Genomic DNA, 26606 nt, shown 5'->3' with positions numbered 1-26606 from the left:
TCATTGCTCCTTGTTCGTTGAATTCGCGGGGGCCGCCTCGAAGCAGGCCGCCGGCACGCAGACGGCGCCGACCATCAGCCGGCGCGCGCTGCGCGACAGCGATACGCGCCGGATCCGCCAGTGCCCCTCGGGTGCCCGTTCGGCCTGCGCGCCGACCTCGATCGCGCCCGAGGCATGGCCGAAGCGCACGCTGCCACCGGCCTTCGCCGGCGCGATGCGCGAGACGACGGTGCCCGGCACCGCGGCGGCCGCGGCGATCGCCACCGCGCCGGTGCCGGTCATCGCGTGGTGCAGCTTGCCCATCGACAGGATGCGCGCCACGAGATCGATCTCATGCGCCGCCACGCGGCGTCCGCCGGCCACGCCGTGGTCGACCGGCGGCGCGACCCAGGCGAGCTTGGGCGTCGCGGGGCGCGATTCGGTGGCCTCCTGGGCCGTGCGTGCCAGTCCCATCCGCACTGCCGCGTGCGCGCGCAGCTGCTCGAGCCGGGCGAGCAGTTCGGTGTTCGCATTGATCTCGCCCTGCGATTCGGTGCCGGTGAGCCCGAGGTCGGCGGCCGCGACGAACACGGTCGGGTTGCCCGCGTCGACCAGGCTGGCCTCGACGGTCGCGGCGCCGGGCACTTCGAGGATGTCGATGGCCCGGCCGGTGGGGAACAGCGCGCCGCCACCGCCACCGCCCTCTTCCTCTCCCGCCGGGTCGAGGAAGTCCAGCCGTATCGCCGCGCCCGGAAAGCTCAGGCCATCGAGCTCGAAATCGCCCTCCTCGACCACCTGGCCGTCGCGCATCGGTACCTGCGCGACGATGCGCTTGCCGATGTTGGCCTGCCAGATCCTCACCGTGGCCATGCCATCGCGCGGCGCATCGACGAGGCCGCACGCGATCGCGAAAGGACCGACCGCGGCGCTCAGGTTGCCGCAATTGCCGCTCCAGTCGATCACCGGCGCCTCGATGGCGACGGCGCCGAACAGGTAGTCGACATCGCAGTCCGTCCGGCTCGCGGGGCCCACCAGCACCACCTTGCTGGTGCTCGAGGTCGCGCCGCCCAGGCCGTCGATCTGCTTGCCGTAGCGGTCGGGGCTGCCGATCGCGCGCAGCAGCACCCGGTCGCGCAGCGCGGCATCGCTGGCCATGCCTTGCGGCAGCGCGCGCGTGTCGAAGAACACGCCCTTGCTGGTGCCGCCGCGCATCCAGGTCGCGGCGATCTCGCGCTGCCCCGTCATGCGGTGTGTTCCGGTGCGCGCTGCGCCAGCGCGGCCGGCAGCCGGTAGGTGCGCACCGCCGTGCCCGCCAGCAACGCCGCGCGCTCGTCGCTCGACAGCGGCGCGGCCAGCCGCTTGAAGGTGTTCCACATCGTGCGGTAGCTGCACAGGGACTTGTCGACCGGGAAGTTGCTCTCGCACATCGCGCGTGCCGGGCCGAAGGCCTCGAGGCAGACCTCGAAGGACGGCCGCCAGGCCTCGGCCAGCTCCGCCGACGTGGGCGGCAGGTCGCGGTCGTGGAAGCCGAAGCCGCCCAGCCGCATGCCGATGCCGCCGATCTTGATCGAGACCTGGGGCCGCTTCGCGAGCTCGCGGATGCCGGCCGCCCATTGCGCGAAGGTGGCCGCGGGATCGGCCGCATAGGGGCCGAGGCCCGCGCGTCCACCCATGTGGTTGAGCACCACGCGGACCTCGGGATGCGCGTCGACCAGGTCGATGAGTTCGGCCAGCTGCGGGTGGTAGACCCAGGCGTCGAACACCAGGTCGAGCGGCGCGAGCTGCGCGAAGCCGGCGCGAAAGCCCTTGTCCATCAGCAGCCCTCGCGGCGGCGGCCGCACCAGGGTGCTGACCTCGGGGCTCGCGTCCCAGGCCGCCATGTGGCGGATGCCGCGAAAGCGATCGGGCGCGCGCGCGACGCAGGCCTCGAGCAACTCGCGCGCCGAGGCGCCCTCGCTCAGGTCGACCTTGCCCACGATGGCCGCGCACACCCGCACCGGTCCGTAGACGCCGCTCGCGCTCATCGCGCCGATGCCGTTGGTGAACTCGACCTGGCCCAGGCAGGCCAGGCGCGGATCGCCGTCGGCGCGGTACATCGAGGTGCATTCGACGAAGCCGGTGCCGCGCACGTGGTGGCCGCTCGCCTGGATGTCGGCCAGGATCTCGGGCAGCAGGTACAGGCTGTGCGGGCGCCGGTCCCACAGGTGGTGGTGCGGATCGAAGATCGGCAGCTCGGGTTCGAGCACGGGCTCGCTGCGCAGGGCCAGCCATTCCTCGTCGACGAAATGGTGCGGCGCGGCGCCGCGCAGGGGTTTGGCGTGATGAGCGGTCGACATGGCGTTTTCCTTTTTTTGAGGCGACGCGGCGCTCAGGCCATGAACGTGCCGCCGTTGACGTCGATCACGGCGCCCGTCAGGTAGCCCGAGTGCTCCGAGGCCAGGAAGGCGGCGACGTGGCCGATCTCCTCGGGCGTGCCGATGCGACCGACGGGAATCGCGCCCACCAGCCGCGCGCGCTGCGCCTCGTCGCCCTGCTGCGTCATCGGCGACTCGATGCGCCCGGGCGCGATGCAGTTGACCGTGATGCCGTCGGCCGCCACCTCGGCGGCCAGCACGCGGCTCATGCCGATCATTCCGGCCTTGGAGGCCGCGTAGTGCACGCCGGCCGTGCCGACCAGCGTGCGGCCCGCGCGCGAGGACATGTTGACGATGCGGCCCCAGCCGTTGCGCCGCATCGCGGGAATGGCCTCGCGGCTGAACACGAAGGCGCTCGTGAGGTTGACGTCGAGCACCTCCTTCCACTGCGCGGTGCTCATGGCCGTGACGCCGGTGCGCTTGCCGTCGGTCTTCGGATGGATGCCGGCGTTGTTGACCAGCACGTCCAGCCGGCCGAAGCGCTCGAGCGCCGACGCCACGAGCGCGCGCACGCCGTCCTCGTCGGTAACGTCGAGCACCGCCGCCTCGATGCGCAGGCCCCGCGCGGCATGGGCGGCGACTGCCTCCGCGACCTTGGGCGAACGGTCGATGGCGATCACGTGCAGGCCGGCTTGCGCCAGCGCCACGGCCACGCCGAGGCCGAGGCCGCCGCCCGCGCCGGTGACGGCGGCCACGCGCACGAGCGCAGCGCCGGGCGCAGATGGATCGATGGATGTCTGTGGGGTCATGGAATCCGGTGTCCTCGAAGAATGGAATGGGGTCGTGCGCGGCGCGCTCTACATGCCCATGAAGGCGGCGCGCACCTCCTCGCTCGCGCGCAGCGCCTGGGCCGGGGCCTCGGTGACGACGCGCCCGCCCTGCAGCACATAGCCGCGATCGGCCGTCGACAGCGCCATCTCGGCGTTCTGCTCGGCCAGCAGCACGGCGATGCCGCCGCGCGCGAAATGCCGGATCGCGGCAGCCAACTCGCGCACCACGATCGGCGCGAGCCCGAGCGTGGGCTCGTCGAGCATCAGCAGGCGCGGGCCGGCCATCACGGCGCGCGCGATCGCCAGCATCTGCTGCTCGCCGCCCGAGAGGCTGCCGGCCGCCTGGGCCTCGCGCTCGCGCAGCCGCGGGAAGCGCTGGTACATGGCTTCGCGGCGCGATGCGCGCTCGCCGCCGTCCTTGCCCAGGTAGCCGAGGTCGATGTTCTCGCGCACCGTGAGCTGCGGGAACACGTGGCGCCCCTCGGGCGACAGTGAGATGCCCGCGAGCAGCCGCTCGCGCGTGTCGGCGCGCTCCAGCGCCCGCCCGTCGATGGCCACCTTGCGCGCCGTGTGCGGCGTGAGCGCCATCACGGCCTTGAGGATGGACGACTTGCCCGCGCCGTTGGCGCCGATCAGCGCCACCACTTCGCCCGGCGCGATGCGCAACGACACGTCATGCACCGCCGTGACGGCGCCGTAGCGCACCTGCAGTCCCTCGATGGAGAAGCTCATGCCGGCACCTCCTCGGGCGCGGCCTGCGCGGCGGCCGGCTCGGCGGGCGTGCCCAGGTAGGCGCGCAGCACCTCGGGATGCACGGCGATGGCGGCCGGCGTGCCCTCGGCGATCTTGCGGCCCTGCTGCAGCACCACCATGCGGTCGCAGATCGACATCAGCAGCGGCAGGTTGTGGTCGATGATCGCGATCGTGCAGCCGTCCGCGCGCACCCGCTGCAGCACGGCCGCCAGCCGCATGCCCTCGGTGTGGTTGAGCCCGGCGGCGGGCTCGTCCAGCAGCAGCACGCGCGGCCGCGTGGCCAGCGCCACCGCCACGCCGAGCAGCTTCTGCTCGCCATAAGGCAAGGTGCCGGCCACGGCATCGGCGCGCTCGGCCAGGCCGACCGCCGCGAGGCAGCGCGCCGCGTTCTCGCGCCGCTCGCGCTCGCGCGCCTCGAAGGCCGGCGTGCGCACCAGGCCCGCCCAGGGCCGTTCGCGGTGCAGCAGGTAGCTGGCGAACAGCACGTTGTCCAACGCGCTCAGCGACGCGCAGTGCGCGGTCTGCTGGAAGGTGCGCACCAGACCGCGCCGCGCGACCCGGTTCGGCGCGCCGGCATCGATGGCCTCGCCGGCCAGCCGGATCTCGCCCGTGCTGGTCGCCATGAAGCCGCCAAGCATCGACAGCAGCGTGGTCTTGCCCGCGCCGTTGGGTCCGATGATGCCGAGCAGCTCGCCGCTGGCGATCTGCATGTCGACGCCGTCGACCGCGACCAGGCCACCGAAGCGCCGGCCGACGCCGCGGACGGTGACGATGGGCGCGCCGACCGCGGGGGCCTCGGAGCGCGCCTCGCTCGCCTCCAACACCGCCACCGCTGGCAACGCCGCGGCGACCGTGGCCGCGCCGCCGGAAGTCGCCGGCCTGCGCCACCGCGGCAGCAGCGACACGAAGCCCTCGGGCAGCAGCCGCACCACCACCAGCAGCATCAGCGCGAACAGGCCGAGCCGGTACTCGTCGATGGCGCGCAGCATCTCGGGCAGCACGCCGAAGGCGATGCCGCCGATCACGGGCCCGATCAGCGTGGCCTTGCCGCCGAGGATCACCGCCAGCAGGCCCGCCGCCGAATGCTGCACGCCGAACAGGTCGGGCGAGAGCACCAGCGCCTTGGGCACCAGCAGGCCGCCGGCCAGCGAGGCCAGCGCGCCCGACAGCGCGATGTTGATGACGCGCGCGCGCAGCGTCGGGATGCCGACCGATTCGGCGAGCGCGGGCGCCTCGCGCACGAAGGTCCAGGCGCGCCCGAGCGGCCCCGCGCGCAGCCGGGCCAGCAGCAGCAGCGCCAGGCCCAGCGTCGCGAGCAGCACGAACAGGTAGCCCTGCTGGCCGCTCCAGCCCAGACGCTCGGTCCAGGCCATGGGCTGGACCATGACCATGATGCCCAGCGGCCCGCGCGTCACGTCCATCCAGTTGGTGGCCACCAGCCGCAGCATCTCGGCCAGCGTGAGAGTGGCGATCGCGAAGTAGGCGCCGCCCAGGCGCACCGAGGCCAGGCCGACCAGCGCGCCGAGCGCCGCGCCGGGCAGCAGTGCCAGCGGCACCGCGCTCCAGTAGTCGAGCCCACCGCGCGTGACCAGCAGGCCGACCGCGTAGGCCCCCACGCCGAGGAAGGCCGCGTGGCCGAAGCTCACGTAGCCGAGCTGCCCGAAGGTCAGCCCCACCGCGAGCGAGAACAGCGCGAGCACCACCGCGTAGCTCAGCACGTCGGCCACGTAGGGCGCGGTCGCGAGGCCGGCGATGGCGGCGCTGGCGAGCGCCACGCCGGCGAGCAGCACCGGCAGCCGAGTGAGGAACGCCTTCATGCCGCGCGCCCCATCAGGCCGTGTGGCCGCCACAGCAGCGTGACCAGCATCAGCGCGTAGATGGCCGCGGCGGCGAAGCCCTCGGACATGAAGGCGCCCGCCAGCGCCTCGACCACGCCCAGCAGCACACCGAACACCACGGCGCCCCGCACGCTGCCCAGCCCGCCCATCACCACCACCACGAAGGCCTTGATGATCACGGCATGGCCGATCTGCGGCGAATAGAGGATCACGGGCGCCAGCAGCGCGCCGCCGAGCCCCGCGATGGCGCTGGCCAGCACGAAGGTCAGGCTGTTGACGCGCTGCACGCGGATGCCCACCACGCGCGCGGCGAAGGCGCTCTGGGCCACGGCGCGCAGCTGCACGCCGAAAGCCGTGCGCCGCAGCAGGAACTCCATCGCCACCAGCACCACGATGCCCGCGCCGAGCACGAATACGCGCTGCCACGGCACGGCGACGCCGCCAGCCGTCCACACGCCCGGGATGCCCGGCACGTTCTCGGCCTGCGCGCCGAAGCTCACGAACACCGCCTCGAACACGATGATCGAGGCCGCGAAGGTCGCGAGCAGCACCTCGGACTTGTCGTGGCTGCGCGCCAGCAGCGGCGCCACGCAGACGCGGTCGAGCAGCGCGCCCAGCGCCACGCCCGCCAGCAGCGCCAGCGGCAGCGTCGCCAGGTAGGGCAGGCCCCAGCGCGTGCCCAGCAGGGCCGCGAGCGCGCCGACCATGAACACCTCGCCGTGCGCGAAGTTGATCACGTGCAGCACGCCGAAGACCAGCGTCAGGCCGAGCGCGACGAAGGCGTAGCCCACGCCGTTCGACAGGCCGTTGGCCAGCAGCTGAAGGACGAATTCCGTCATCGGTGCCGTCCGCTCACTGCGACGCCGTCAGCTTGCCGCCCTTGGCGACGAAGTCGACGTAGTCGCGGGCCTGCGACTGGCCGCCGGCATCGAAGCGGATCTCGCCGCGCGGCGTGGTCCAGGCGTTCTTGTGCAGCGCCTCCGCGACCTTGGCCGTGTCGGTGCTGGTGCCGGCCGCGGCCATCGCCTTGGCGGTGAGCCAGACCGACTCGAAGCCCAGCACCTCGACCTTCTCGGGCACATGGCCGTGCTTGGCCTGGAAGCGCTTGACGAATTCGTCGTTGAGCGGATTGCGCCGCGTCGAGACGTAGATGTCGGAACCGAAGGCGCCCTCGGCGGCGTCGCCCGCCAGCCGCAGGATCTGGTTGTTGAGCACGCCGGTGGCCGTGCACTTGCGCGCCTGCAGTCCCACGGTGCCCATCGCGCGCAGTGCGTTGGCGGCCTGCTCGGGCTTGCCCGCCACGATGCACACGGTGTCCGCGCCGCTGGCCTTGACCTTGGTCATCAAGGTGCTGAAGTCGCTCTGGCTGAGCTCGAAGGTCTCGCCGGCCACGAACTTGTCGCCGAAGCGCTTCTTCGAGCCCTCGATGACGTAGCGGCCGTAGTCCGTGTTCTCCGCCACCACCGCGAGCTTTTGCGGCTTCACGCGCTCGAGCAGCTGGCGATCGAAGTACTCCGAATCGGCGTCGAGCGTGGTCGTGAGGCGGAACACCTTGTCGTAGCCCGACTTCGTGAGGTCGGGGTGCTTGGGCACCGCCGCCATGAACAGCACGTTGTTGGCGCGCGCGATCTGCAGCACCGCCAGCGCCACCGTGCTGCTGATCTCGCCGGCGATGAACTTCACGCGGTCCTGGTTGATGAGCCGCTGCGCCGCTGCCACGCCCTCGACGGGCTGGAAGTTGCTGTCGTAGACGATGAGCTGCACCTTGCGCCCGCCGAGGATGCCGCCCTGGTCGTTGATCATCTCGGCCGCGAGCTCGGCGCCCTGCTGGCCCTGCTGGCCGATGACGCTCTTGGTGGGCATCAGCACGCCGATCTTCACGGGCTCGCCCTGCGCGAAGGCGGCGGACGGCAGCGCGGCGCAGGTGGCGAGCAGCGTGGCCGAGACGGCCGCGAGCAGGCGGCGGCGAAGGGGGCGGTTCGAATGGTTCATGGCTTGTCTCCGGTTCCGGTCAATAAAAAGCAATGGAGGTCACGACGGCGTGAGCACCTTGCCGCCGCAGACCGAGATGCACTGGCCGGTCACGTAGGAGGAAAGATCGGTCGCGAGGAACTCGAGCGGCCCCGCCATGTCCTCGACGGTGGCGAGGCGGCGCAGCGGGATCTTCGGCAGGTCGGCATCGCCCACCATGCCGCGCGCCCGGGCCTGGCTCGCGACGCGCGCGGTGGCCGTGGAGCCGGGCGCGATGCAGTTGACGCGGATACCGTCGGGGCCGACCTCGGCCGCGAGGAAGCGGGTGAACTGCACCACGCCGGTCTTGGCCATGCCGTAGTGCGCATAGGCGCCGGCGCGGTGCGCGGCGTCGAGCCCCAGCGTCGAGCCCACGTTGATGATGTTGCCGCTGCGCCGTGCGCGCATGTGCGGCAGCACGGCCTGGCTGCAGTACACGGTGGTCATGAGGTTGACGTCGAACATGTCGGCCATGTCGCGGTCGCTCATCTGCGAGGCGCGGCTGGCTTCGATCGGCGCGAAGGCACCGCCCGCGTTGTTGACGAGGATGTCGACGCGGCCGAAGGCCTCGATGGCGCGCGCCACCAGCGCGTCGGCGGCCGCGCGCTGGCGCAGGTCGCCCTGCACGCCGATGCTGCGGCGGCCCAGCGCGACGATCTCGTCGCTCACGCTGGCCGCGCTGAGTTGCTCGTCGAAGCGGCGCGCCGCGTCGAGGTCGACGTCGGCCACCACCACGTGGCAGCCGAGCCGGGCGAGGCGCAGCGCGAAGCCGCGGCCGATGCCGCGCGCGGCGCCGGTGACGATGGCGACCTGGTCCTGGAGTTTCATGAAGGGGTCCTCGTTGGGTGGATGGGGCAAGGCGGCGGACGCCTCACTGCTGGACCAGGCCGTATTCGTCGGCGATGCGGCGGTACTGCGGGATCTTGGCGGCCAGGTCCTTCTTCATGGCCTCGCCGTCGAGCACGTAGAGCGGCACCTGCATCTGCTCGAGCAGGCTGCCGAAGGCCGGGCTGCGCGCGGCCTTGAGGAAGGCGGTCTCCAGCGTCTTGCGGATGGGCTCGGGCGTCTGCGCGGAGACCGCGAGGCCGGTGATCCAGGGAAATTGCCAGTCCACGCCGAGCTCGGTGAAGGTCTGCACCTGCGGCATCGAGGGCATGCGCTGGCGGTCGAGCAGCGCGAGCGCGCGCAGCTTGCCGGCCTTGACCATCTCGGCGTAGTTGGAGGTCGGCGCGAAGGTGGTCTCGCCCGACACCACCGCCATCAGGCTCTGGTTGGCGCCCTGGTAGGGAATGTGGTTGAAGCGCACGCCCTTGGCGCGCTCGAGGGCCTTGGCGCCGAAGTAGGCGGTGTCGGAAGTGCCGACCGTGCCGAAGCTCAACTCGCCGGGACGCGCGCGCGCATCCTCGATCAGGTCGTCGAGCGTGCGGTACTTCGAGTCGGCCTTGACCACCAGTGCATGCGAGGGCCCCGCGTAGTTGAGCACGTAGGCGATGTCCTTGAGCGGATCGAAGGGCGCCTTGGTCAGCAGCGGGCTGATCAGCACCACGCTGGTGGTGACGGCCACCAGCGTGTAGCCGTCGGCCGGCGCGCGCAGCACCTGCGCGGTGCCGATCAGGCCGTTGGCGCCGGGCCGGTTCTCCACCACCACCGGCTGGCCCAGGTCGTCGGCCACGAGCTGCCCGATGCGGCGCGCGCTCACGTCGGTCAGGCCGCCCGGCGGGAACGGCACCACGATGCGGATCGGCTTGCTCGGGAAGGCATCGGCCGCGCGCGCCGGCTGCGTGAGCGGCGCGAGCACGGCGCCCAGCGCCATGGCCGCGCACAATACGCGCGAGGCGATGCGGGGAAGGAAGGGTCGGACGATGGGACTCATGTCGGCTCCTGGGGATGGATGGGGAAGGCCTCAGCAGGCCGGATCGAGCGCGCGGGTCAGTGCGCGCACGTCGCCCAGCGACTCGAGCGCCATCACCATGTCGACCGCCTCGTCGATGCGAGCGTCCCAGCGGCTGGACATCGGCGCGAGCGTGCGCGCCATGCGGCGGAACTTGTCGACCACGTCCTGCTCGCCGTAGCGCGGCGCGCCCTCCCAGCTGTCGCCGAGCGCGAAGTCGCTCTCCAGCTCGAACTCGCGGCCGCGCGCGCGCACCACGGCGCGCGACGGCACCTTGAGCACCTGCTGTTCCAGGCCCCAGGTCGCGGGGTCGTAGCCCTTGGGCTCGTTGGCCAGACGCACCTTGCGGCGCATCGCGCGTGCCGCCTCGCCGCGCATGTTCTGGTCGCTGAACCATTCGGGGCCGGCCGGCACGCCGAGCGCCACCATCGCGGCCGCATGTGGGAAGCTGAAGGTGGCGGCCACGAGGTTCGGCGGATCGCCATCGTCGGCGAAGCGCGGGTACGGGATCATCGGGAACGAGCGCAGCTCGATCGATTCGATCTCCTCGGCGCGCAGCGCATGGCGGCGCAGCAGCTGGTCGAAGGCGGTCAGCGCGTAGTGGATCCAGCGGCAGCAGGGCCAGAACTTGATCGAGGTGCCGGGCAGATACCACTCGCTGCCCAGCTTCGCGAGCATCGCGCCGGGATCGAGGATCACGCCCTGGAACACCTGCGCGTAGCTGTCGGTGTCGAAAATGTCGCGGATGCCGCGGATGCCTTCGCGCGCATGCCAGGCGGCCATCAGCCCGCCCTGCGCGTTCCAGCCGGTGTCGGCGTACTTGAAGGTGCCCAGGTCGGTGTCGCGCCCCCACTGGCGCGACCAGTCGCGGCCCACCATGTACTGGGCGCAGTTGCCGAAGGCATCGGCGAGCTCCGCGGGCGTGGCGCCGATCAGGCGCGAGGCCGCGGTGCAGGCCGCATGCACGCCCTGCCCCGGGCCGACCAGCCCGGTCCAGCCCTTGGTGCGGCCCTGCTCGTCGACGGTCACGCGCGGGCTCAGGAAGTTGCCCAGCCGCACGCCCACCTCGAAGCCCAGCATGAAGGCGGCCAGCAGGTCGGCGCCATTGCCGCCCTGCTCCTCCGAGAGCGCGAGCGCCGCGCCGAGGCTGGCCTGCGCATGGTGGCCCTGGACCTTGTAGCACTCGTCGATGTCGAGGATGTTCCCGAGCCGCCCGTTGGCCCAGGCGGCGGTGGCGACCGAGGTCTTCTGGCCCGTGCCGAGCACGCTGGCCGGTCCGCCGATGCCGTTGCGCTGCACCATGCGCCGCACCGCCAGGCCGGGATCGGTGCCGACCGCGCCGATGGCGCAGCCCAGCGTGTCCAGCAGCAGCAGCTTGGCGCTGCGGCGCACCGCCTCGGGAATGTCCTCGTGGCGGGTCTCGATGGCGAAGGTCGCGAGTCGGCGGGTGGTGGTGTCCATGGTGGCGAATGGAGGCTGCGTGGGTGGAAGGGGCGAACCAGCTCCTGCCGGCACGGGGGCCTGGCATGGAGAGCGAAACGGAAGGTAGGCGGCCGGCGCTTGCCGGCCCGCCTCAGTTCATCGGTGCATGGCCGTGGCTCACGGAGGGAGCGTCCCCGAGCGCAACCAGCGGAAGGCGCGCATCACCGGGGCATCGGACATGCGCACCAGGATCGCGTCGCGCGTGGCGCGGTGCCGCTGCGCGAGCCAGGCCGGCGCCGCGATCACGTCGCCGCGCCGCCATTCGAAGCCGTGCTCGCCGATGCGCGAACTGCCCTCGCCCTCGACCACGATGAAGATCTGGTTCGCGGTGCTCTGCGCGACCTGCCACTCGCGGCCGGCCGAAAGCGCCACCGCCACGCGGTCGAAGGTGTCGAGCGTCGGCGGTCCGAGTTCGAGCGTGCGCACGCCCGGCGCGATCTCGGGCACGTCCAGCAGCCGCGGCTTGTAGTCGCGCAGCGCGAAGCGCATCGGGCTCGCGGGATCGACGCGCTCGGCCTTCTCGACCTTGTCGGGGTGGTGCTCGAAGAACATCGGGCCGAGCAGCTGCACCAGCGGCGCGTCGAGGATGTCGATCCAGTAGGCATCGACCTCGCTGCGGTTGTCGTGCCCGTGGAAGCTCCAGTTGGGCGTGAGCAGCACGTCGCCGGGCTCCATCGGCACATCCGTGCCATCGACGATGGTGAAGGTGCCGGGCGCGGCCTCGACCACCACGCGCATGGCGTTGGGCGTGTGGCGATGGCTGCGCGCGGCCTCGCCGCCCTTGACCATCTGGTAGGCCGCCACCAGCGTGGTCACGGTCGGGTAGTCGTTGCCGGGGATCGGGTTGGCCAGGATCAGGTTGCGCCGCTCGGCCCATTCGGTGCCCACGAGACGGCCGGCCGCGTGCAGCGCGGCGCGCGCGTCGGCGTACTGCCAGTGCGCGGGCATGTAGTGCTGCTTGGGCTGCGGATAGAGCGAGGGCGTCGGCTTGTTCCAGCCGTTCTTCACCTGGATGTCCTCGAGCATGCGGTGCAACTGCGCGAGATCGCTCGCGCTGTCGAAATCGGGTCGGGCGGTGGCGGTGGTGTTCATGGCGGTGGGCCTTGCGTTGTCTTCTTCACTCGGGCTTCACGCCCGCGGCCTGCACCATCTCGCGCGTGACGGCCACGTCGTCGCGGATGGCCTGGCGCAGTTCGGCCGGCCCGCCGGCGTTGACCTCGAGGCCGCGCGCGGTGGCGTACTTGCGTGCGAACTCCGGCTCGCCGAGGATCGCCTTGACGTCGGCGGCGATGCGCTCGATCACCGCCTCGGGCGTGCCGGCCGGCGCGACCAGCGCATACCAGACGGCGGCGCGCAGCTGCGGATAGCCCTGCTCGGCCGTGGTCGGCACATCGGGGAAGAGCGTGGAGCGCCTGGCGCCGGCCACCGCCAGCGGCTTGATCTTTCCGGCCTTGAGCAGTTCGCCCGCGACGCTCGCGCTGCCCGTGGCCAGCTGGATCTCGCCACCGACCAGCCCCGTCATGACCGGCGCCACGCCCTTGTAGGGCACATGGGTGATGTCGAGCGAGGCCTTGGCCTTGAGCAGTTCGTAGACCAGGTGCGGCTGGCTGCCGTTGCCGAACGAGCCGTAGGCCAGCGTGCCGGGTTGGGCGCGCACCGCCGCGACGAGTTCGCGCAGGTCCTTTGCCGGCACCGAGGGGTTGGCGATCAGGAACTGGTCGCTGGTGGTCATCAGCGCGACCGGCGCGAAGCTCTTGTCGGGGTCGTAGGGCAGCGACTTGTAGAGGAAGCGGTTCGAGGTCAGCGTCTGGTTGATGGTCGCCATCAACGTGTAGCCGTCGGGCGCCGAACGCGCCACCGCCTCCGCGCCGATCAGCGAGCCGGCGCCGCCGCGGTTGTCGATGACCACGGCCTGGCCCCAGCGCTTCGACAGTTCGGCCGCGACCGACCGGATCAGCACGTCGACGCCGCCGCCGGCCGGGAACGGCACGATGATGCGTACCGGCCGGGACGGATAGTCCTGCTGCGCGTGCACGGCGGTGGCGCCGCCGCCGAGCAGCGCGAGCGCGCAGGCCAGAAGACGCAGGGTTCGCATCGCCATCCCTGTCTTCAGAAGCGCCGCGGCGCGAAGTCCTCGTCCTCGACGACCGGCAGGGTCATCGAGCCCACGCGCTCGATCTCCATGCGCACACGGTCGCCGGGCGAGAACTGGCCCACGCCCTCGGGCGTTCCGGTGGCGATGATGTCGCCGGGCTGCAGCGTCATGACCGAGGAGGCCCACTCGATGAGTCCGGGCACGTCGAGGATCAGCGCGCTGGTGCGCGAATCCTGGCGCAGCTCGTCGTTGACCCACAGGCGGTTCGCGAGGTCGCCGGGATCGCCGATCTCGTCGGCCGTCACGATGTACGGGCCCACGGGCGTGAAGGTGTCGAAGGACTTGCGCGCGACGCGCTCCTCCTCGAACCGGCCGGGCTCGATGCGCAGGGTCACGTCGATCAGGCAGCAGTAGCCGAACACGTGCGAGAGGGCCTGCTCGCGCGGCACGTTGCGCGCCTGCCTGCCGATCACCACGGCGAGTTCGGATTCGTGGTCGAAGCGGCGCGTCGAGCCGCGCGGCAGGCGGATCGCCTCGCCGGCGCCGATCACCGACGAGGAGGCCTTCAGGAAGAAGCCGCGCTCGACCGCCGAGGCGCCGCCGCTGACCGAGCGCGCGCCGATCTCGCCGATGTGCTTGCGGTAGTTGACCGGCGCCGCCACCACGTGCAGCGGGAAGGGGTTGGGCGCGCGCAGCATCACCTCGGACAGGGGGCGCGGCCGCGCCTCGCGGCGTGCCTTCTCGATGTCGGCCTTTCGCCTGTCCCATTGCGCGATCAGCCGCGACATGTAGACGCGCGGGAACTCGGGCCCGGCATCGGGCACGGCCGCGGTCACGTCGTAGATCAGGTCTTCCTCGACGAGGCCCACGCGGTCGTCATCGAACACGGCAATCTTCACTTGGCTTTTCCTTTCAGGTCTCGGAGGGGCGGGGCGGGGCTCAGTCGAGCTTGATGTCCGCCTCGGTCACGAACTTCTTCCACATCGCCAGGTCGGCGCGGGTGGTGGCGTCGAGGTAGTGCACCGAGGTGTCCTCGGCCGGGTCGACGCCGATGTCCTTCATGCGCTGGCGCATCTCGGGCGAGCGCACCACCTTCGCGATCTCGGCGTTAAGCCGTTCGACCACCGCTTTGGGCGTGCCCGCCGGCGCGGCGATGCTGTACCAGGAGCGGATCGAGAAGCCCGGGAATCCCTGCTCCTGCATCGTCGGGAGGTTCGGCGCCATGCCCAGTCGGCTCGGGCCGGTGACGGCCAGCGCGCGCAGGTTGCCGCCCGTCACCTGCGTCATCGCGGAGGTGTCGCTGAACACCAGCTCGATCTGCCCGCCGATCAGGTCGACGATGGCCGGCCCGATGCCCTTGTAGGGCACGTGATTGATCGAGATGCCGGCCATGCGCCGGAACATCTCGCCCGACAGGTGCGGCGTCGCGCCGTTGCCCGAGGAGCCGTAGTTGAGCTTGCCCGGGTTGGCCTTGGCGTAGCTCACCAGGTCGGCCACGCTGCGGTACGGGCTCTTGGCATTGACCATCAGCACGTTGGCCGAGGTGTAGACCATGGCCACCGGCGAGAAGTCCTTGATCGGGTCGTACTGCAGCTTGGGGTAGATGGCCGGGTTGATCGCCATCGTGCTGTTGACCGCCATCAGCAGCGTGTAGCCGTCGGCCGGCGCCTTGGCGACCAGGGCCGCGCCGAGCCCGCCGTTGGCACCGGGCCGGTAGTCGACCACCACGCGCTGCCCCAGCGCGGGGCTCAGCGCCTCGCTCATCAGGTTGCCGAAGGTGCTGCCCATGCCGCCCGGGGAATAGGGCACGACGAGCGTGATCGGCTTGTCCGGGTAGGCGGCGCATGCCATGCCCGCGGCGAGGGACAGGGCCCATCCCACCAGGTGACGTCCAGCGGTACTCATCGTGTCTCCTTCATCTTGGAAGGTACGATAGCTAATAAGGTCATACCTTATACATGAGACAAACCCCGATACCGTCGAGCGCGCTTTAACAGTAGGTGCTAAGGTCCGACCTTTAATGAATATGCATGGCGCAGGTTGAAAATCCCTGCAGCAACACCCCTCTATCGAGACAAGGACATAAGGTATAACCTTTGTCCGAACTGCAAAAAAGAGGAGGCGCCGCATGACTGCCGAACAGACCGACATCGAGAACGCCGAGGCCGGCACGGCTGGCCGTTCCGGACCGAGTTTCCAGCCGATCAAGGCCAAGCGCGCCTTCGAGGCGGTTTGCGAGCAGATCCGGCGCGAGGTGGCGCTGGGCACGCTCAAGCCCGGTGACCGGCTGCCGCCCGAGCGCGAGTTCGCCGAGCAGCTCGGCGTGAGCCGCACGGCCGTGCGCGAGGCCATGCGCAGCCTGGAGAACGCGGGCATCGTCCAGTGCCAGCAGGGCATGGGCGGCGGCGCGTTCATCCGCAAGCGCGACTCGAGCACCGTGACCCAGGCGGTCGGCGACATGGTGATGCTCGGCCAGATTCCCTCGCACAGCGTGACCGAGATGCGCATCATCCTGACCGAGCAGGCGATCCACCTCGCCTGCGAGCGCGCGACCGAGGAGGACTTCCAGGCCATCGAGCAGGACATCGACCGCGCGGAGGAGCTCACCCTGCGCGGCGACTTCTCGCGGCGCAATGCCTACATCACCGAGTTCTACCGGATCCTCGCGCAGGCCACGCACAACCAGGTGATGGTCATGCTGGTGGAGTCGCTGTCGGAGCTCACGCGTGCGCTGCTCGCGAAAGCCAGCCCGGTGCCGCGCAGCGACGTGATCGGCGTGCGCCGCAACGTGCTGCGGCTGATGCGCGCGCGCGATGCGGAGGGCGCGGTGAAGGAAATGCGCGCCCATCTGGAGCGGCTCAACCGGCTGCTGGAGAAGCCGGCGGCCGAGGGCTGAGCCGCGGCGCGCGACGCCGTGAAGACCGAGCCAGGCGTTCAGATCCGGTGGGAGCACGCACGCCGATGCGGCGCGCCTCGACGTCCTTCAATGCGAAGGGACCGTTCCGGCGCTCGACGTCAGGAAGTCGAGGAACGCCCGCAGCGCCGCACTCTTGTGGTCGCGGTGTGCGTAGGTCGCATAGAGCCAGATCGTCTGCGGCATCGCATCCTTCAGCACGGGCACCAAGGCACCCGACCCCAGGTGCGCGCGCGCCAGCACCTCGGGCACGCAGGTGACGCCGAGCCCCTTCACCGCCAGCGCGATCAGCGGCGCGGCATCGTCCGCATCGAGGCGGCTGCGCACGGGCACGTAGTGGGTCTTGCCATCGACCAGGAAGGGCAGCCGGGGTGAGGCGTCCCACAGCGAGTAGGTCAGCACGTCGTGCCGGGCCAGGTCCTCGGGCTTCGACGGCATGCCCCGGCGCGCCCAGTAGCGCGGCGACGCGCAGAGCACCAACGGCACCGGCCGCAACTTGCGCACCACGACGTCGCGGGCCTCGATGGGCCCGATGCGCAAGGCGACATCGATGCCGCCCATCACCAGGTCGTCGTCGCGATTGCTCAGGTGGATGCTCACGTGCACGTCGGGGTGGTCGGCGATGAAGTCCTCGATCTGCCAGCCCAGCTGGCTCAGCGACAGGCCATGCGGCGCCGCGACCCGCAGCCGCCCGCGCGGATGCGCCGCGAAGTCCGACAACTCCGTGCTCAGCTCCTGCAGCAGGCCGAACAGCGGCACCAGCCGACGCGCGAGGGTCTGCCCGGCGTCGGTCGGTGTGACCGAACGCGTCGAGCGGTTCAGCAGCCGCACGCCCACGCCCTTCTCGAGCTGGGCCACGATCTTGGTGACGCTGGCCTTCGAGATGCCCATTGCGACGGCCGCGCGCGTGAAGCTCTTGCGGGCGACGACCTCGCCGAAAACCTTGAGCTGCTGCAGGTCCTCCATGGCCTAGGGCGCCACCTTCGCGAGCCGGTCCTGTCCTTCGCCTTCCCAGCCGCCGCCGAGCGCCATGAACACGGCGAACTGGCCGTCCGCGAGCTGGGCCTCCGATGCCGCCAGCGCGGCCTCGCTGGCGGCCAGCGTGCGCATGGCGTCGAGCGCATCGAGTTGCGCGGTCTTGCCGTTGACGTAGAGCGCGCGTGCCTGCGCCGCGACCACGGCACTCTGGTCGCGCGCGGCCGCGAGCGCGGCATGCCGGTTCAGTTCGCGCGCATAGGACTCGAGCGCGGTCTCGACCTCGCGTAGCGCCGTGAGCACGGTGGCATCGAAGCGGGCGGCCGCCTGCCGCGTGGCGGCCTCGGCCTGCGCGATGCGCGCGCGGGCCACGCCGTTGGTGGGCAGCGTCCAGCTGATCAGCGGGCCCAGGCTGTAGCTGAACGACTCGCGGTTGCCGAACCGGTCCATGAAGCCCGCCGAGCTGGCCGACAGGCCCAGCACGACCTTGGGGTAGAGCTCCGCCGTCGCCACGCCGATGCGGGCGGTGGCGGCCGCCAGGTTGCGCTCGGCCTGGCGCACGTCGGGCCGGCGACGCAACAGGGTTGCACCATCGCCCACGGGCAGCGGGCCGGCCACGCGTGGCGGGCTGTCGCATGCGGCCACCTGGGCCGGAAAGTCGCGCGGAGCCTCGCCCGTGAGCGTGGCCAGGCGGTACAGCGCGTTCTGGCGTTGCGCCTGCAGCGGCGGCAGCGAGGCACGCAGCAGCTCGAGCTGGCCGCGTGCGCGCGCGGTGTCGATGGGCCCCACCCTGCCGGCCTGCTGCAGCCGCTGCGCGAGCTGCACGGCCTCCTCCTGCAGCCGCACCGACTCATGGGCGCTGCGCAAACGCAAGCCGGTGGCGCAGGCCTCGGCATAGGCCCTGGCGGTGCCGCCGGCGACGTTGACGCGCACCAGGTCGACAGCGGCCTGCGCCGCGCCGCTGCCGGCCTCGGCAGCCTCGATGGCGCGGCGCAATTGGCCGAACAGGTCGAGCTGGTAGGACAGGGTCGCGCTCGCGCCATAGGTGAAGCGGCTCGGCGGTTCGTAGTCCTTCTGCACGAGCGTGAGCCCCGAGACATGGCCGAAGCCGGGGCCGCCGCTCAGGGCCAGCGTCGGGCGCTCCGGCCCGCGCACCTCGGCCTCGAGCGCCTGGTCGCGCTCGAAATTGGCGATGGCCTGCCGCAGGTCGGCGTTGTGCGCGAAGGCTCGGGCGACCAGCGCGTCCAGCTGCGGGTCCTGGTAGAGATGCCACCAGTTCGACGGCAGGGGCGCGTCCGCCGCGTTGCCTTCGGCCGACAGGAAAGGTCCCGCGGAGGCCGCCTGCGCGGTCGAGAGCGCGGCCGGCGCCACATAGTCGGGGCCGACGGGCGAGTGGGCACAACCGGCCAGCAACACACCCGCCGCGGCGACTGCCAGAAGTCGATGAAGGCGGCTCATCCAGGAAGCTCCGAGCGACGCGACGCGGCTGCCGTCTCCGGCGCCGCCGGCGCCCCGAGCACCTGCACCGTGACCGTCTGGCCCGTCACCAACCGCGTGCCCACCGGTATCGCGTCCAGCTTCACGCGCACGGGCACGCGCTGCGCGAGCCGCACCCAGTTGAAGGTCGGGTTCACGCTGGGAAGCAGGTTGGCGCCGGTGCTGCGATCGCGATCGGCGATGCCGGCCGCGATGCTCTCCACGGTGCCTTCGAGCGCGCCGGCGTCCATGGGCGTCACGCGCACGCGGTCGCCCAGGTGGATGCGAGGCAGCTTGTTCTCCTCGAAATAGCCCTCGACGTAGACCGACCCCGCATCCACCAGCGCCATCACCGGATGGCCGGCGCTCGCATAGGCGCCTTGCCGCAGGTCGAGGTTGGTCACGAGGCCGTCGGCGGGGGCATGCACCTGCGTGCGGCGCAGGTTCAGCCGCGCGGTGTCCAGCGCGACCTGCGCCTGCCGCAACGCCACTTCGGCCGCGCGCAGCGTGCCGTTCGCCTGGTCCAGCCGCACGCGCGACTGCTCGCGCAGCTCCTGCGAGACCAGCTCGCCCAGGCCCGCGTTGCGGTTGTTCTCGCGCTGAGCCTGCGCGATGAGGATGCGCTGGTTGTCGAGCGCGACGGCCTGCGCGGCGACGGCCGCCTCGGCCTGCTGCACGGCCAGTTCGAACCGGGCCTTGTCCAGCGAGAACAGCGGCGCGCCGGCGGCGACGAACTGGTTGTCGCGCACCGCGACATCGGTCACCAGGCCGGACACGTCGGGCGCGACCTGCACGACCTCGGCCCGCACGCGTCCGTTGCGGGTCCAGGGAGCCAGCTCGTAGTGGTCCCACAGTTGCCAGGCGGCCCAGCAGGCGGCCGCGACGGCCGCCAGGGTGACGAGCAGCCGGATGCCGCGGCGGGCCCAGGCGGGAAAGGGAATGGCGTCAGGTTTCATGGAGAAGGAATGCAATGCGAAGCGCGGAGATCAGGTGGCGAAGGCACCGGTGAAACGGGCCAGGGCGAAGAGCAGCAGCACGTACACCGCCAGGTCGAACAGGGCCGGATGCCATACCCAGCGGTAGACGCCGGCCAGCGACAGCAGGCGGCGCAGCGCCCAGGAACATGCCAGCGCGCCGCCGGCCAGCAGCATCAGCCCCGGCAGGTACACGCCGTGGAAACTCGTTTCGATCATGGTTGGAGCGCGCCCTGGGCCGCTGGAAAGAGGTTGCGTCGAAGGCCCACGAGCGCGGCGATGGCGGCGATGGCTGTGCCGTCAGGCTGCGCGGCATCGCCATGCAGTGCGCCGAGCAGCAGGCGGTCTATCTGCGGCAGCAGCGGTTCATCGCGCCGTGGCGCCCCCGCGGCCTGGGCGCGAAAGACCCGGGCCGAGTCCGCGAGCAGGCGGCCGACGGCTTCGGCGGGGAGGCAGCGGCGCCACTGTTGCAGGGACGCGATGTCGGCGCCCATGCGCAGGTCGCGCAGCGCGAGCCGCGCGTCGGCCCGGGCTTCCTCACCCGCGCCCAGTGCCGTGCGCGGCGCGAGCAACGCGATGCGGTCCAGCATCCGACCCGCATAGGCGTCGCGCGCGAATGCGTCTTGCGGATTGGCCGCCAACTCGGCCAGATCGAGCGAGGTCGCGCGCCGTATGCGCCGGGCGCTCCAGTCGCTGCCCACGCTGCGCACCAGCGCGGTGATGCGCGCCGCGGCCACGGCCCCCAGGATCAGCGCGAGGTTCGAATTGAGAAGGCTCGGCAGGTCCGCGTTGGCGGTGTCCTGCAAGGCGAGCGTGCCGGCCACGCCGAAGAACATGCCCAGTGCCGCGAGCGAACTGGCGGGCCGCGCGATGTAGCAGCCGACGAGCAAAAAGAACGGCGCGATGCACAGCGCCAGCATGCCGAAGTCGCGCGCCAGCGGCATCACGACCAGCACACAGAACACCGACACCGGCAACGACCACAGCAAGGCGACGACGAACTTGTGCATGGCGGGCACCGGATCGTCCATCGTCGCGAAGAAGCTGCAGAGGACGGCGGCCGACATCGCCGCGGCCGACCCCGAGGGCCATGCCGTGGCGATCCAGACCGCGCAGCATGCGCAGGTGGCCAGCACGGCCGTCGCGGCCGAGCGCAGCGCCAGGCCACGGTCGCGATGCAGCACCTTCTGACCGAGCGCCGCGGCACGCTGTCGTGGCATCGCGCTGCCCGCGAGGCCGGCGTCGATGTCGGTGCGCAGTCCAATGCAGGCCTGCCACTCGCGCACCAGTTCCTCGAGGCGCACGGAGAGGTCGATGCGCAGTGCGCGGATCCAGGGTGACGACGCCGGCCCATCGGCCAGCGCGCGAAATGCGGCGCGCGTTTCGTCGATGGCCGCGGCCGACAGGTTCGCTCCTTGGGGCGCCGTCCAGCCCATGTGGCGCCCGAAGGCCGAGACGATGTCCCGCGGCACCTCGCCCTCGGCGACCTTCAGCGCCTCGAGCCGGTCCTCGATCGCCGACAGCGTGGGCGTGAGCGCCGAGAGGCGGTCCTGCATGGCGCGGATGGCGCCCGCGGTCCAGCGCAGGTTGCCGGTGTCGAAGGGCACATGGGTCGACAGCAGGCGCAGCTGCGTGATGTCCAGCGCCAGCCGCTGGCGGTCCGCGGCCATGCGCGCGCCATCCGCGCGGGCGAGCCCGTCGCCGAGCAGGTCGCTCATCCAGCGGCGCGCGTCGCCGAGTGCGCGGTCGATCAGGGCCAGCAGCGATGGCGCGAGGCTGGCCGGCAGCACGAGGCTGTGGACCAGGCTGGCGCACAGGATGCCCAGCCCGATTTCCTGCACGCGCGCCACGGCGGTGTCGAACATGGTCGCGGGCGCCTCCACGAGCGGGAAGCCGATGAGCGCGGCCGAGTAGCCCGCCAGCAGGAAGACATAGGAGCGCGCGCTGCGGTCCAGCAGCGAGAGGTAGAGGCACAGCCCGGTCCACAGCGCGAGCGCCAGCGTCAGCAGCTCGGGCGCGGCCGACAGTGACGGGATCAGCACCACGGTGGCCGCGCAGCCGAGCAGGGTGCCCATGAAGCGATAGAGCGCCTTCGAGCGCACGTTGCCCGCGAGCGGATGCGCCACGATGTACGCGGTCATGAAGGCCCAGAAGGGCCGCGGCAGGCCGGCGCTGCTGGCCAGGTACAGCGCGAGCATGGCGCCCGCGAAGCTCTTGAGCGAGAAGAGCATCTCGGGGCGAGAGAAGCGAATCCTTTGCATGCATCGATGCTAGGCAGCGGTGCCTTTGCCGGAAATTGCATTCCTGGCCGAACGATTTCTCTTTTCGGCCACGGCATGGCGTGCGCCCCTTCCGTCCGGAGCCTTCGCTCGACGCGGCGAGAATGGCCGGCTCGCAGCAACGCCCATGGAGACCATGCAACGCCCCGAGGTCGTCCCCGAAGGCCTGGACCACCAGCTCACCGTGCCCGTCATGGCGCTGCGCGTGGACGTCGAGGCGCGTGCGCGCGAGATCCCGGTCCACCAGCACCAGATGGGGCAGCTGGTCATCGCGCTGCGCGGCGCCGTGTCGTGTGAAGTGCCGGGCGCGCTGTGGATGGTGCCGCCGCAGGCGGGCGTGTGGATTCCGGGCGGCACGCCGCACAGTAACCACGGCACGGCGAACGCGCTGATCTTCTATCTGTTCGTGGCGCCGGGCACGGGCGCCTTGCCGACGAAGTGCTGCACCCTGGCCATCAGCACGATGCTGAGCGAAATGATCCAGCACCTGGCCGGCCTGCCGCCGACCTACGAGCCCGGCAGCGCGACCGACCGGCTCGCGCATGTGCTGCTCGATCAGCTGGCCGCGATGCCGAACGAGGACTTCTCGTTGCCGATGCCGCAGGACGCGCGGCTTCGCAAGATTTCTCGCGCCATCACGCTCGACCCCTCGGACCGCCGGACCCTGCAGGACTGGGCCGCCGAGACCGGCACCAGCGAACGCACCCTGACCCGCCTGTGCACGGCACAGACCGGCCTGAGCTTCGGCCGCTGGCGGCGCCAGCTGCACATGATCGTGGCGCTTCGCGAACTCTCGGGCGGCGCGACCGTGCAGCAGGTGGCCTATGGCCTGGGCTACGAGTCGCCGTCCGCCTTCATCACGATGTTCAAGAAGGCCTTCGGCAAGCCGCCGGCCACCTACATCGCCGAGCGCTTCAAAGTGGGCGCTTGACCGCGCGCGGGCGGCGGCGCGTGGAGGGCGGCTCGCCATCGACGGCGGTCGAGGCCTCGGGCCGCGCCGCAACATCGCGCAGCTCGTGCGCTTCGACCAGCCGCGTCAGCAGGCCCATGAAGACCTGCTGGTCCTCCGCGGACAGCGGCTCCATCAGCAGCTCCTGCGCGTGGCGCACGCTGTCCTGCAGTTCCTGGATGAGCTTGAGCCCGTCCTTGGTGATCACCGACAGCAGGGTGCATCGCTGAGCCGTAACGGGCTCGGCACGGGGTGGTTGCCGGCAGCGTCAACCGCAAGGCGCTCACGGCGAAGCAGCAGCGCCACGCGGTAAACACTACCGCCCTCGCGGTTTATGGGCATATACCCATAATTGCGCATGACCTCCGCCCATCACCACCACGGCATGTGCTGCAGCACCGCGCTGCGCAAGGCCACGCGTCGCGTCACGCAGCTCTATGACGAAACGCTGGCACCCGTGGGACTGCGTTCCACCCAGTACTCGATCCTGATGGAACTGAGCCGGCGTGCCAGCGAGGCGCCCACCCTTCAGGTGCTGGCCGATGCCCTGGTGATGGATCGCTCCGCCCTGGGTCACACCTTGCGCCCTTTGGAACGCGATGGCCTGCTGGCGCTGCAGCATGGCGAGTCGGATCGGCGCCAGCGCCAGGTCGTGCTGACCCGCAAGGGCCAGGCACTCGTCGCTCGCGCGCAGCCGCTGTGGCAACGCGCGCAGGACCGCTTCTGCGAGGTGTTCGGCGAAGCGGAGGCAGCGATCTTGCGCATCACCTTGCTGGACATTGCCGCGGACGAACGGCTGAGTTCACGGGCCTCCTGATTTTTCGGGCTTGCATCCACCGCTTTTCTCGTTGATCCCAATATGGGCATATGCCCCTAAATCATGACCGCCAGCCTTCCACCCACGCCCGCGCCACAACGGGCCGCAGCCTCGCCTGCCATTGCGCAGGATCCACGTCGCCAGCAGGCCGTTCTGCTGGTGGCCTCCATGGTGTCGTCGCTGGTGATGCTCGACACCAACGTGGTGGCGGTCGCCCTGCCCACGATCGCGCACACGCTCAATGCCGAGTTCGCGGACATGCAGTGGGTGATCACCGCGTACATGCTGCCCTTCGCGGCCCTGCTCATGGCGGCGGGCTCGCTGTGCGACCGGTATGGCCGGCGACGCATCATGGTGGTGGGGCAGGTGCTCTTCGTCGGCGCGTCGCTGTTCTGCGGCACGGCCCCGGCCGCCTGGGTGCTGAATGTGTCGCGGGCATTCCAGGGGATCGGCGCGGCCCTGCTGTTGACGGCGGCGCTGGCGGTGATCAACCACAGCTTCCAGGGACCGGCGCGCGCACGGGCCTACGCGTTCTGGGGCGCCTGCCTGGGCATCGCCATCACCTGCGGGCCCATCCTCGGCGGAGTGATCTCCAGCACCATCGGCTGGCATTGGGTGTTTCTCATCAACCTGCCGATCGGCGTGGTGCTGATCGCCGCCACGCTGCGGGTGGTGGAAGAGTCGCGCGACAAGGAAGCGGTGCGGCTGGACTATGGCGGCGTCGCCACCTTCAGCGGTGCGCTGTTCCTGCTGACCTGGGCCGCCATCGACGGCAACGCGCTGGGCTGGACTTCGCCCGCGGTGCTGGGACGCCTGATCGGCGGCGTGCTGCTGCTCGAGGCCTTCGTGGTGATCGAGGGCCTGCAGGCACGGCCCATGGTCGACTTCAGGCTGCTGCGCTCGCCGGCCTTCGTCGGCAGCGCTTTCGCCATGGTGGGCTACGCGGCGGGGGCGCAGGTCATGCTGTTCTACCTGCCGCTGTACTTGCAGAACGCCTTCGGCTTGTCGCCGGCCAGCGCCGGCATCTCGATGCTGCCGTTCGCACTGCCCATGTTCCTGGTGCCGCGCGTCGCGGCCCACTACACGGGCGGGTGGACGCCGCGCGCGTTGCTGTGCCTGGGCCTGGGACTGAGCGGCGTGGCGAATGCGGCCATGGCGCTGCTGGCCACCAGCGGTTCGAATTACCTGGCCTTCGCCTGTGCGATGGCGCTCGCGGGCACGGGCGCCGGCCTGCTCAACGGCGAAACGGCCAAGGCCATGCAGGGCGCGATCCCGCCGCAGCGCGCGGGCATGGCCTCGGGCCTGGCGGGCACCACCCGCTTCAGCGGTCTGCTGGCGGGCGTGGCCGGATTGGGTGCAGTGCTGGTAGCGATGGCCACTGCGGATTTCCAGCGCGCGGCTGCGCAGTGGCCATCGGCACCTGCGCTGGCCCGGGATGTGGCCAAGCGCTTCAGCGCGGGCGATGTGGCGGGAGCGCTGCACGCATTGCAGGCGCTTCCCACCGATGCGGCCGCCGCTGCTGCAACTGCGTTGCGACATGCATTCGGCACCGGATTCGCCGCCGCCGCGTGGTCCGCCGCCGGCGTGGCCGTGGCCGCGCTGGTGCTGACACGGCTGCTGATGCCCGGCCGCGATGTCCATGCGCCGAACGGCCTGCAAGAAGCGCACATGGTGGCGCCGGGTGAGTGATCGTCCATCAACGAAGGAGAAATTCCATGCGCTATCGTCTTCTCGGCCGCAAGTCCGGCCTTCGCGTCTCTGAATTCGCACTCGGTGTTGCCCTGTTCGGCACGGGCTGGGGCTACGGCTCCGAGCATGCCGATGCGCGCCGGGTGTTCGACCGCTATCTCGAGGCCGGCGGCAACTTTTTCGACACCGCCGATGGCTACCAGTTCGGCCAGTCCGAATCCATGCTGGGCGAGCTCATCGCACCGGTCCGCGACGACATCGTGGTGGCGACGAAGTACAGCGGCGGCGCGTCGAAGGATCCGACGCTGGCCAAGACCGGCAACAGCCGCAAGAATCTCGTCTACTCCGTCGAGCAGAGCCTGCAACGGCTCAAGACGGACCGCATCGACCTGCTGTGGGTCCATCACTCCGACAACGTCACGCCCACCGAGGAAATTCTGCGAGGGCTCGATGACCTGGTGCGCGCGGGGAAGATCCTCTACGCCGGCTTCTCGAACTTCCCGGCCTGGCGCATCGCGCGTGCGGACCTGCTGGCGGAACTGCGTGGCTGGTCACCGCTGGTGGGGGTGCAGTTCGAATACAGCCTGATCGAACGCAGCGCCGACCGGGAACTGATGCCCATGGCAGAAGCCCTGGGCTTGGCCGCTGCCGTGTGGTCCCCGCTCGGGGGCGGCCTGCTCACGGGCAAGTACCGCAATGGGGAACAAGGTCGGCTGCAGGGCATGGGCCGGGTCATCCGCACCGAGAAGACCGAGCGCGACGCGGCCGTCGTGGACGCCGTGATCGATGCGGGTGTGCAGCTCGGGAAATCGCCGGCCGAAGTGGCGCTGGCATGGCTCGGCGCCAAGGCGCGGAAGTCCACCACATCGATCATCACGATCATCGGGCCGCGTACGGTGGAGCAGCTCGACAACAACTTTCTGGCGCTCGACCTGGCGTTACCGCAGGACTTGGTGGACCGGCTCGATCAGGTCAGCCAGATCGCTCCTGGGGTCCCGTTCGAGGTCAATGCGGAGACGCTTCCGAGGATGCTGGGCGGCCGGCCTCACCTGGTGGATTTGCCTGCCTTCAAAGTTGCCTGATTAGCTTCTCGCGCATCGGTAATTGAATTGCCAATAAAAAAGCGCCCTGTCGCGGACGGGGCGCTTTTTGTTTTCTGCTTTTGCTTTGCTTTCGCCAATAAAAAAGCCCCAACCGATTGGTTGGGGCTTTTTTGGCTGTAAGAGCCTGACGATGACCTACTTTCACACGGGAACCCGCACTATCATCGGCGCTGAGTCGTTTCACTGTCCTGTTCGGGA

General features: G+C 70.7%; 26 protein-coding genes. 5 read left to right on the top strand and 21 right to left on the bottom strand.

Features of this window, described 5'->3' with window-relative positions; translation table 11 throughout:
* The 14 genes from prpF to AC07RV_RS00065 form a co-directional block, all read right to left on the bottom strand.
* Positions 1-1224 (bottom strand): 2-methylaconitate cis-trans isomerase PrpF, encoded by a 1224-nt coding sequence (gene prpF, locus AC07RV_RS00130; RefSeq protein ID WP_296783997.1) that lies wholly within the window; start codon positions 1222-1224, stop codon positions 1-3.
* Positions 1221-2315, bottom strand: coding sequence for an amidohydrolase family protein (locus AC07RV_RS00125; RefSeq protein ID WP_296784000.1), 1095 nt, complete (start codon positions 2313-2315; stop codon positions 1221-1223). The genes prpF and AC07RV_RS00125 overlap by 4 nt, the downstream gene beginning before the upstream one ends.
* A 32-nt stretch (positions 2316-2347) precedes the next feature.
* Positions 2348-3142, bottom strand: coding sequence for an SDR family oxidoreductase (locus tag AC07RV_RS00120; RefSeq protein ID WP_296784003.1), 795 nt, complete (start codon positions 3140-3142; stop codon positions 2348-2350).
* A gap of 48 nt (positions 3143-3190) precedes the next feature.
* Positions 3191-3895: an ABC transporter ATP-binding protein gene (locus AC07RV_RS00115; protein ID WP_296784005.1), complete on the bottom strand. Its 705-nt coding sequence runs from the start codon at positions 3893-3895 to the stop codon at positions 3191-3193.
* Positions 3892-5733, bottom strand: coding sequence for a branched-chain amino acid ABC transporter ATP-binding protein/permease (locus tag AC07RV_RS00110; protein WP_296784008.1), 1842 nt, complete (start codon positions 5731-5733; stop codon positions 3892-3894). Before AC07RV_RS00110 ends, AC07RV_RS00115 begins: the two co-directional genes overlap by 4 nt.
* Complete coding sequence (locus tag AC07RV_RS00105) at positions 5730-6593, bottom strand: branched-chain amino acid ABC transporter permease (protein ID WP_296784011.1); 864 nt, start codon at positions 6591-6593, stop codon at positions 5730-5732. Before AC07RV_RS00105 ends, AC07RV_RS00110 begins: the two co-directional genes overlap by 4 nt.
* A gap of 13 nt (positions 6594-6606) precedes the next feature.
* Entirely contained in the window at positions 6607-7746 is a 1140-nt protein-coding gene (locus AC07RV_RS00100; protein ID WP_296730129.1) for an ABC transporter substrate-binding protein, read from the bottom strand.
* Between the two features lie 39 nt (positions 7747-7785).
* Entirely contained in the window at positions 7786-8592 is an 807-nt protein-coding gene (locus AC07RV_RS00095; RefSeq protein WP_209539537.1) for an SDR family NAD(P)-dependent oxidoreductase, read from the bottom strand.
* A gap of 43 nt (positions 8593-8635) precedes the next feature.
* Positions 8636-9637, bottom strand: coding sequence for a Bug family tripartite tricarboxylate transporter substrate binding protein (locus AC07RV_RS00090; RefSeq protein WP_296784014.1), 1002 nt, complete (start codon positions 9635-9637; stop codon positions 8636-8638).
* A gap of 30 nt (positions 9638-9667) precedes the next feature.
* Entirely contained in the window at positions 9668-11116 is a 1449-nt protein-coding gene (locus tag AC07RV_RS00085; protein ID WP_296784016.1) for an MmgE/PrpD family protein, read from the bottom strand.
* Between the two features lie 138 nt (positions 11117-11254).
* A complete protein-coding gene (locus AC07RV_RS00080) occupies positions 11255-12229 on the bottom strand; it encodes a cupin domain-containing protein (protein WP_296784018.1) in 975 nt (324 codons plus the stop codon).
* Between the two features lie 25 nt (positions 12230-12254).
* Entirely contained in the window at positions 12255-13232 is a 978-nt protein-coding gene (locus tag AC07RV_RS00075) for a Bug family tripartite tricarboxylate transporter substrate binding protein (protein ID WP_296784021.1), read from the bottom strand.
* A gap of 14 nt (positions 13233-13246) precedes the next feature.
* Entirely contained in the window at positions 13247-14131 is an 885-nt protein-coding gene (locus tag AC07RV_RS00070) for a fumarylacetoacetate hydrolase family protein (RefSeq protein WP_296784024.1), read from the bottom strand.
* Positions 14132-14171: 40 nt separating this feature from the next.
* On the bottom strand, positions 14172-15137 hold the full coding sequence (locus AC07RV_RS00065; protein WP_093349444.1) for a Bug family tripartite tricarboxylate transporter substrate binding protein: 966 nt from the start codon (positions 15135-15137) through the stop codon (positions 14172-14174).
* Between the two features lie 223 nt (positions 15138-15360).
* On the opposite strand from AC07RV_RS00065, the gene AC07RV_RS00060 reads away from it, so the two are divergent.
* Positions 15361-16128: a FadR/GntR family transcriptional regulator gene (locus AC07RV_RS00060; protein ID WP_296784029.1), complete on the top strand. Its 768-nt coding sequence runs from the start codon at positions 15361-15363 to the stop codon at positions 16126-16128.
* Positions 16129-16215: 87 nt separating this feature from the next.
* Here AC07RV_RS00060 and AC07RV_RS00055 read toward each other — a convergent pair whose 3' ends face one another.
* The 5 genes from AC07RV_RS00055 to AC07RV_RS00035 are packed head-to-tail and all read right to left on the bottom strand — an operon-like array spanning position 16216 to position 21832.
* Positions 16216-17112 carry a LysR family transcriptional regulator gene (locus AC07RV_RS00055; RefSeq protein WP_296784032.1) on the bottom strand — a complete coding sequence of 299 codons (897 nt, stop codon included), beginning with the start codon at positions 17110-17112 and terminating at the stop codon, positions 16216-16218.
* A 3-nt stretch (positions 17113-17115) separates the two neighbouring features.
* Positions 17116-18579: an efflux transporter outer membrane subunit gene (locus AC07RV_RS00050; RefSeq protein WP_296784034.1), complete on the bottom strand. Its 1464-nt coding sequence runs from the start codon at positions 18577-18579 to the stop codon at positions 17116-17118.
* Entirely contained in the window at positions 18576-19553 is a 978-nt protein-coding gene (locus tag AC07RV_RS00045; RefSeq protein WP_296784036.1) for an HlyD family secretion protein, read from the bottom strand. The genes AC07RV_RS00050 and AC07RV_RS00045 overlap by 4 nt, the downstream gene beginning before the upstream one ends.
* Before the next feature lie 30 nt (positions 19554-19583).
* The gene (locus AC07RV_RS00040; protein ID WP_296784038.1) at positions 19584-19790 is read right to left on the bottom strand and encodes a DUF1656 domain-containing protein; all 207 of its coding nucleotides are present in this window, start codon (positions 19788-19790) and stop codon (positions 19584-19586) included.
* Positions 19787-21832 carry an FUSC family protein gene (locus AC07RV_RS00035; RefSeq protein ID WP_296784040.1) on the bottom strand — a complete coding sequence of 682 codons (2046 nt, stop codon included), beginning with the start codon at positions 21830-21832 and terminating at the stop codon, positions 19787-19789. The genes AC07RV_RS00040 and AC07RV_RS00035 overlap by 4 nt, the downstream gene beginning before the upstream one ends.
* Before the next feature lie 145 nt (positions 21833-21977).
* Here AC07RV_RS00035 and AC07RV_RS00030 point away from each other — a divergent pair, with 145 nt between their 5' ends.
* A complete protein-coding gene (locus tag AC07RV_RS00030; RefSeq protein ID WP_296784043.1) occupies positions 21978-22781 on the top strand; it encodes a helix-turn-helix domain-containing protein in 804 nt (267 codons plus the stop codon).
* Here AC07RV_RS00030 and AC07RV_RS00025 read toward each other — a convergent pair.
* Positions 22765-23007 (bottom strand): hypothetical protein, encoded by a 243-nt coding sequence (locus tag AC07RV_RS00025; RefSeq protein ID WP_208513227.1) that lies wholly within the window; start codon positions 23005-23007, stop codon positions 22765-22767. The genes AC07RV_RS00030 and AC07RV_RS00025 overlap by 17 nt on opposite strands.
* Before the next feature lie 150 nt (positions 23008-23157).
* Here AC07RV_RS00025 and AC07RV_RS00020 point away from each other — a divergent pair, with 150 nt between their 5' ends.
* The 3 genes from AC07RV_RS00020 (at position 23158) to AC07RV_RS00010 (ending at position 26387) form a co-directional block, all read left to right on the top strand.
* A complete protein-coding gene (locus AC07RV_RS00020) occupies positions 23158-23616 on the top strand; it encodes a MarR family winged helix-turn-helix transcriptional regulator (protein WP_296784047.1) in 459 nt (152 codons plus the stop codon).
* 63 nt (positions 23617-23679) lie between these two features.
* Complete coding sequence (locus tag AC07RV_RS00015) at positions 23680-25305, top strand: MFS transporter (protein ID WP_296784050.1); 1626 nt, start codon at positions 23680-23682, stop codon at positions 25303-25305.
* A gap of 26 nt (positions 25306-25331) precedes the next feature.
* Positions 25332-26387 (top strand): aldo/keto reductase, encoded by a 1056-nt coding sequence (locus tag AC07RV_RS00010; protein ID WP_296784053.1) that lies wholly within the window; start codon positions 25332-25334, stop codon positions 26385-26387.
* Here AC07RV_RS00010 and AC07RV_RS00005 read toward each other — a convergent pair.
* Positions 26374-26606, bottom strand: a 233-nt coding sequence (locus tag AC07RV_RS00005; RefSeq protein WP_493196310.1) for a hypothetical protein, incomplete at its 5' end; no start/stop codon positions are given. The two genes, AC07RV_RS00010 and AC07RV_RS00005, sit on opposite strands and share 14 nt — an antisense overlap.

The organism is Variovorax sp. GW821-FHT09B01 (assembly GCF_059418345.1).
This window is presented reverse-complemented; position numbering and strand designations above follow the sequence as displayed.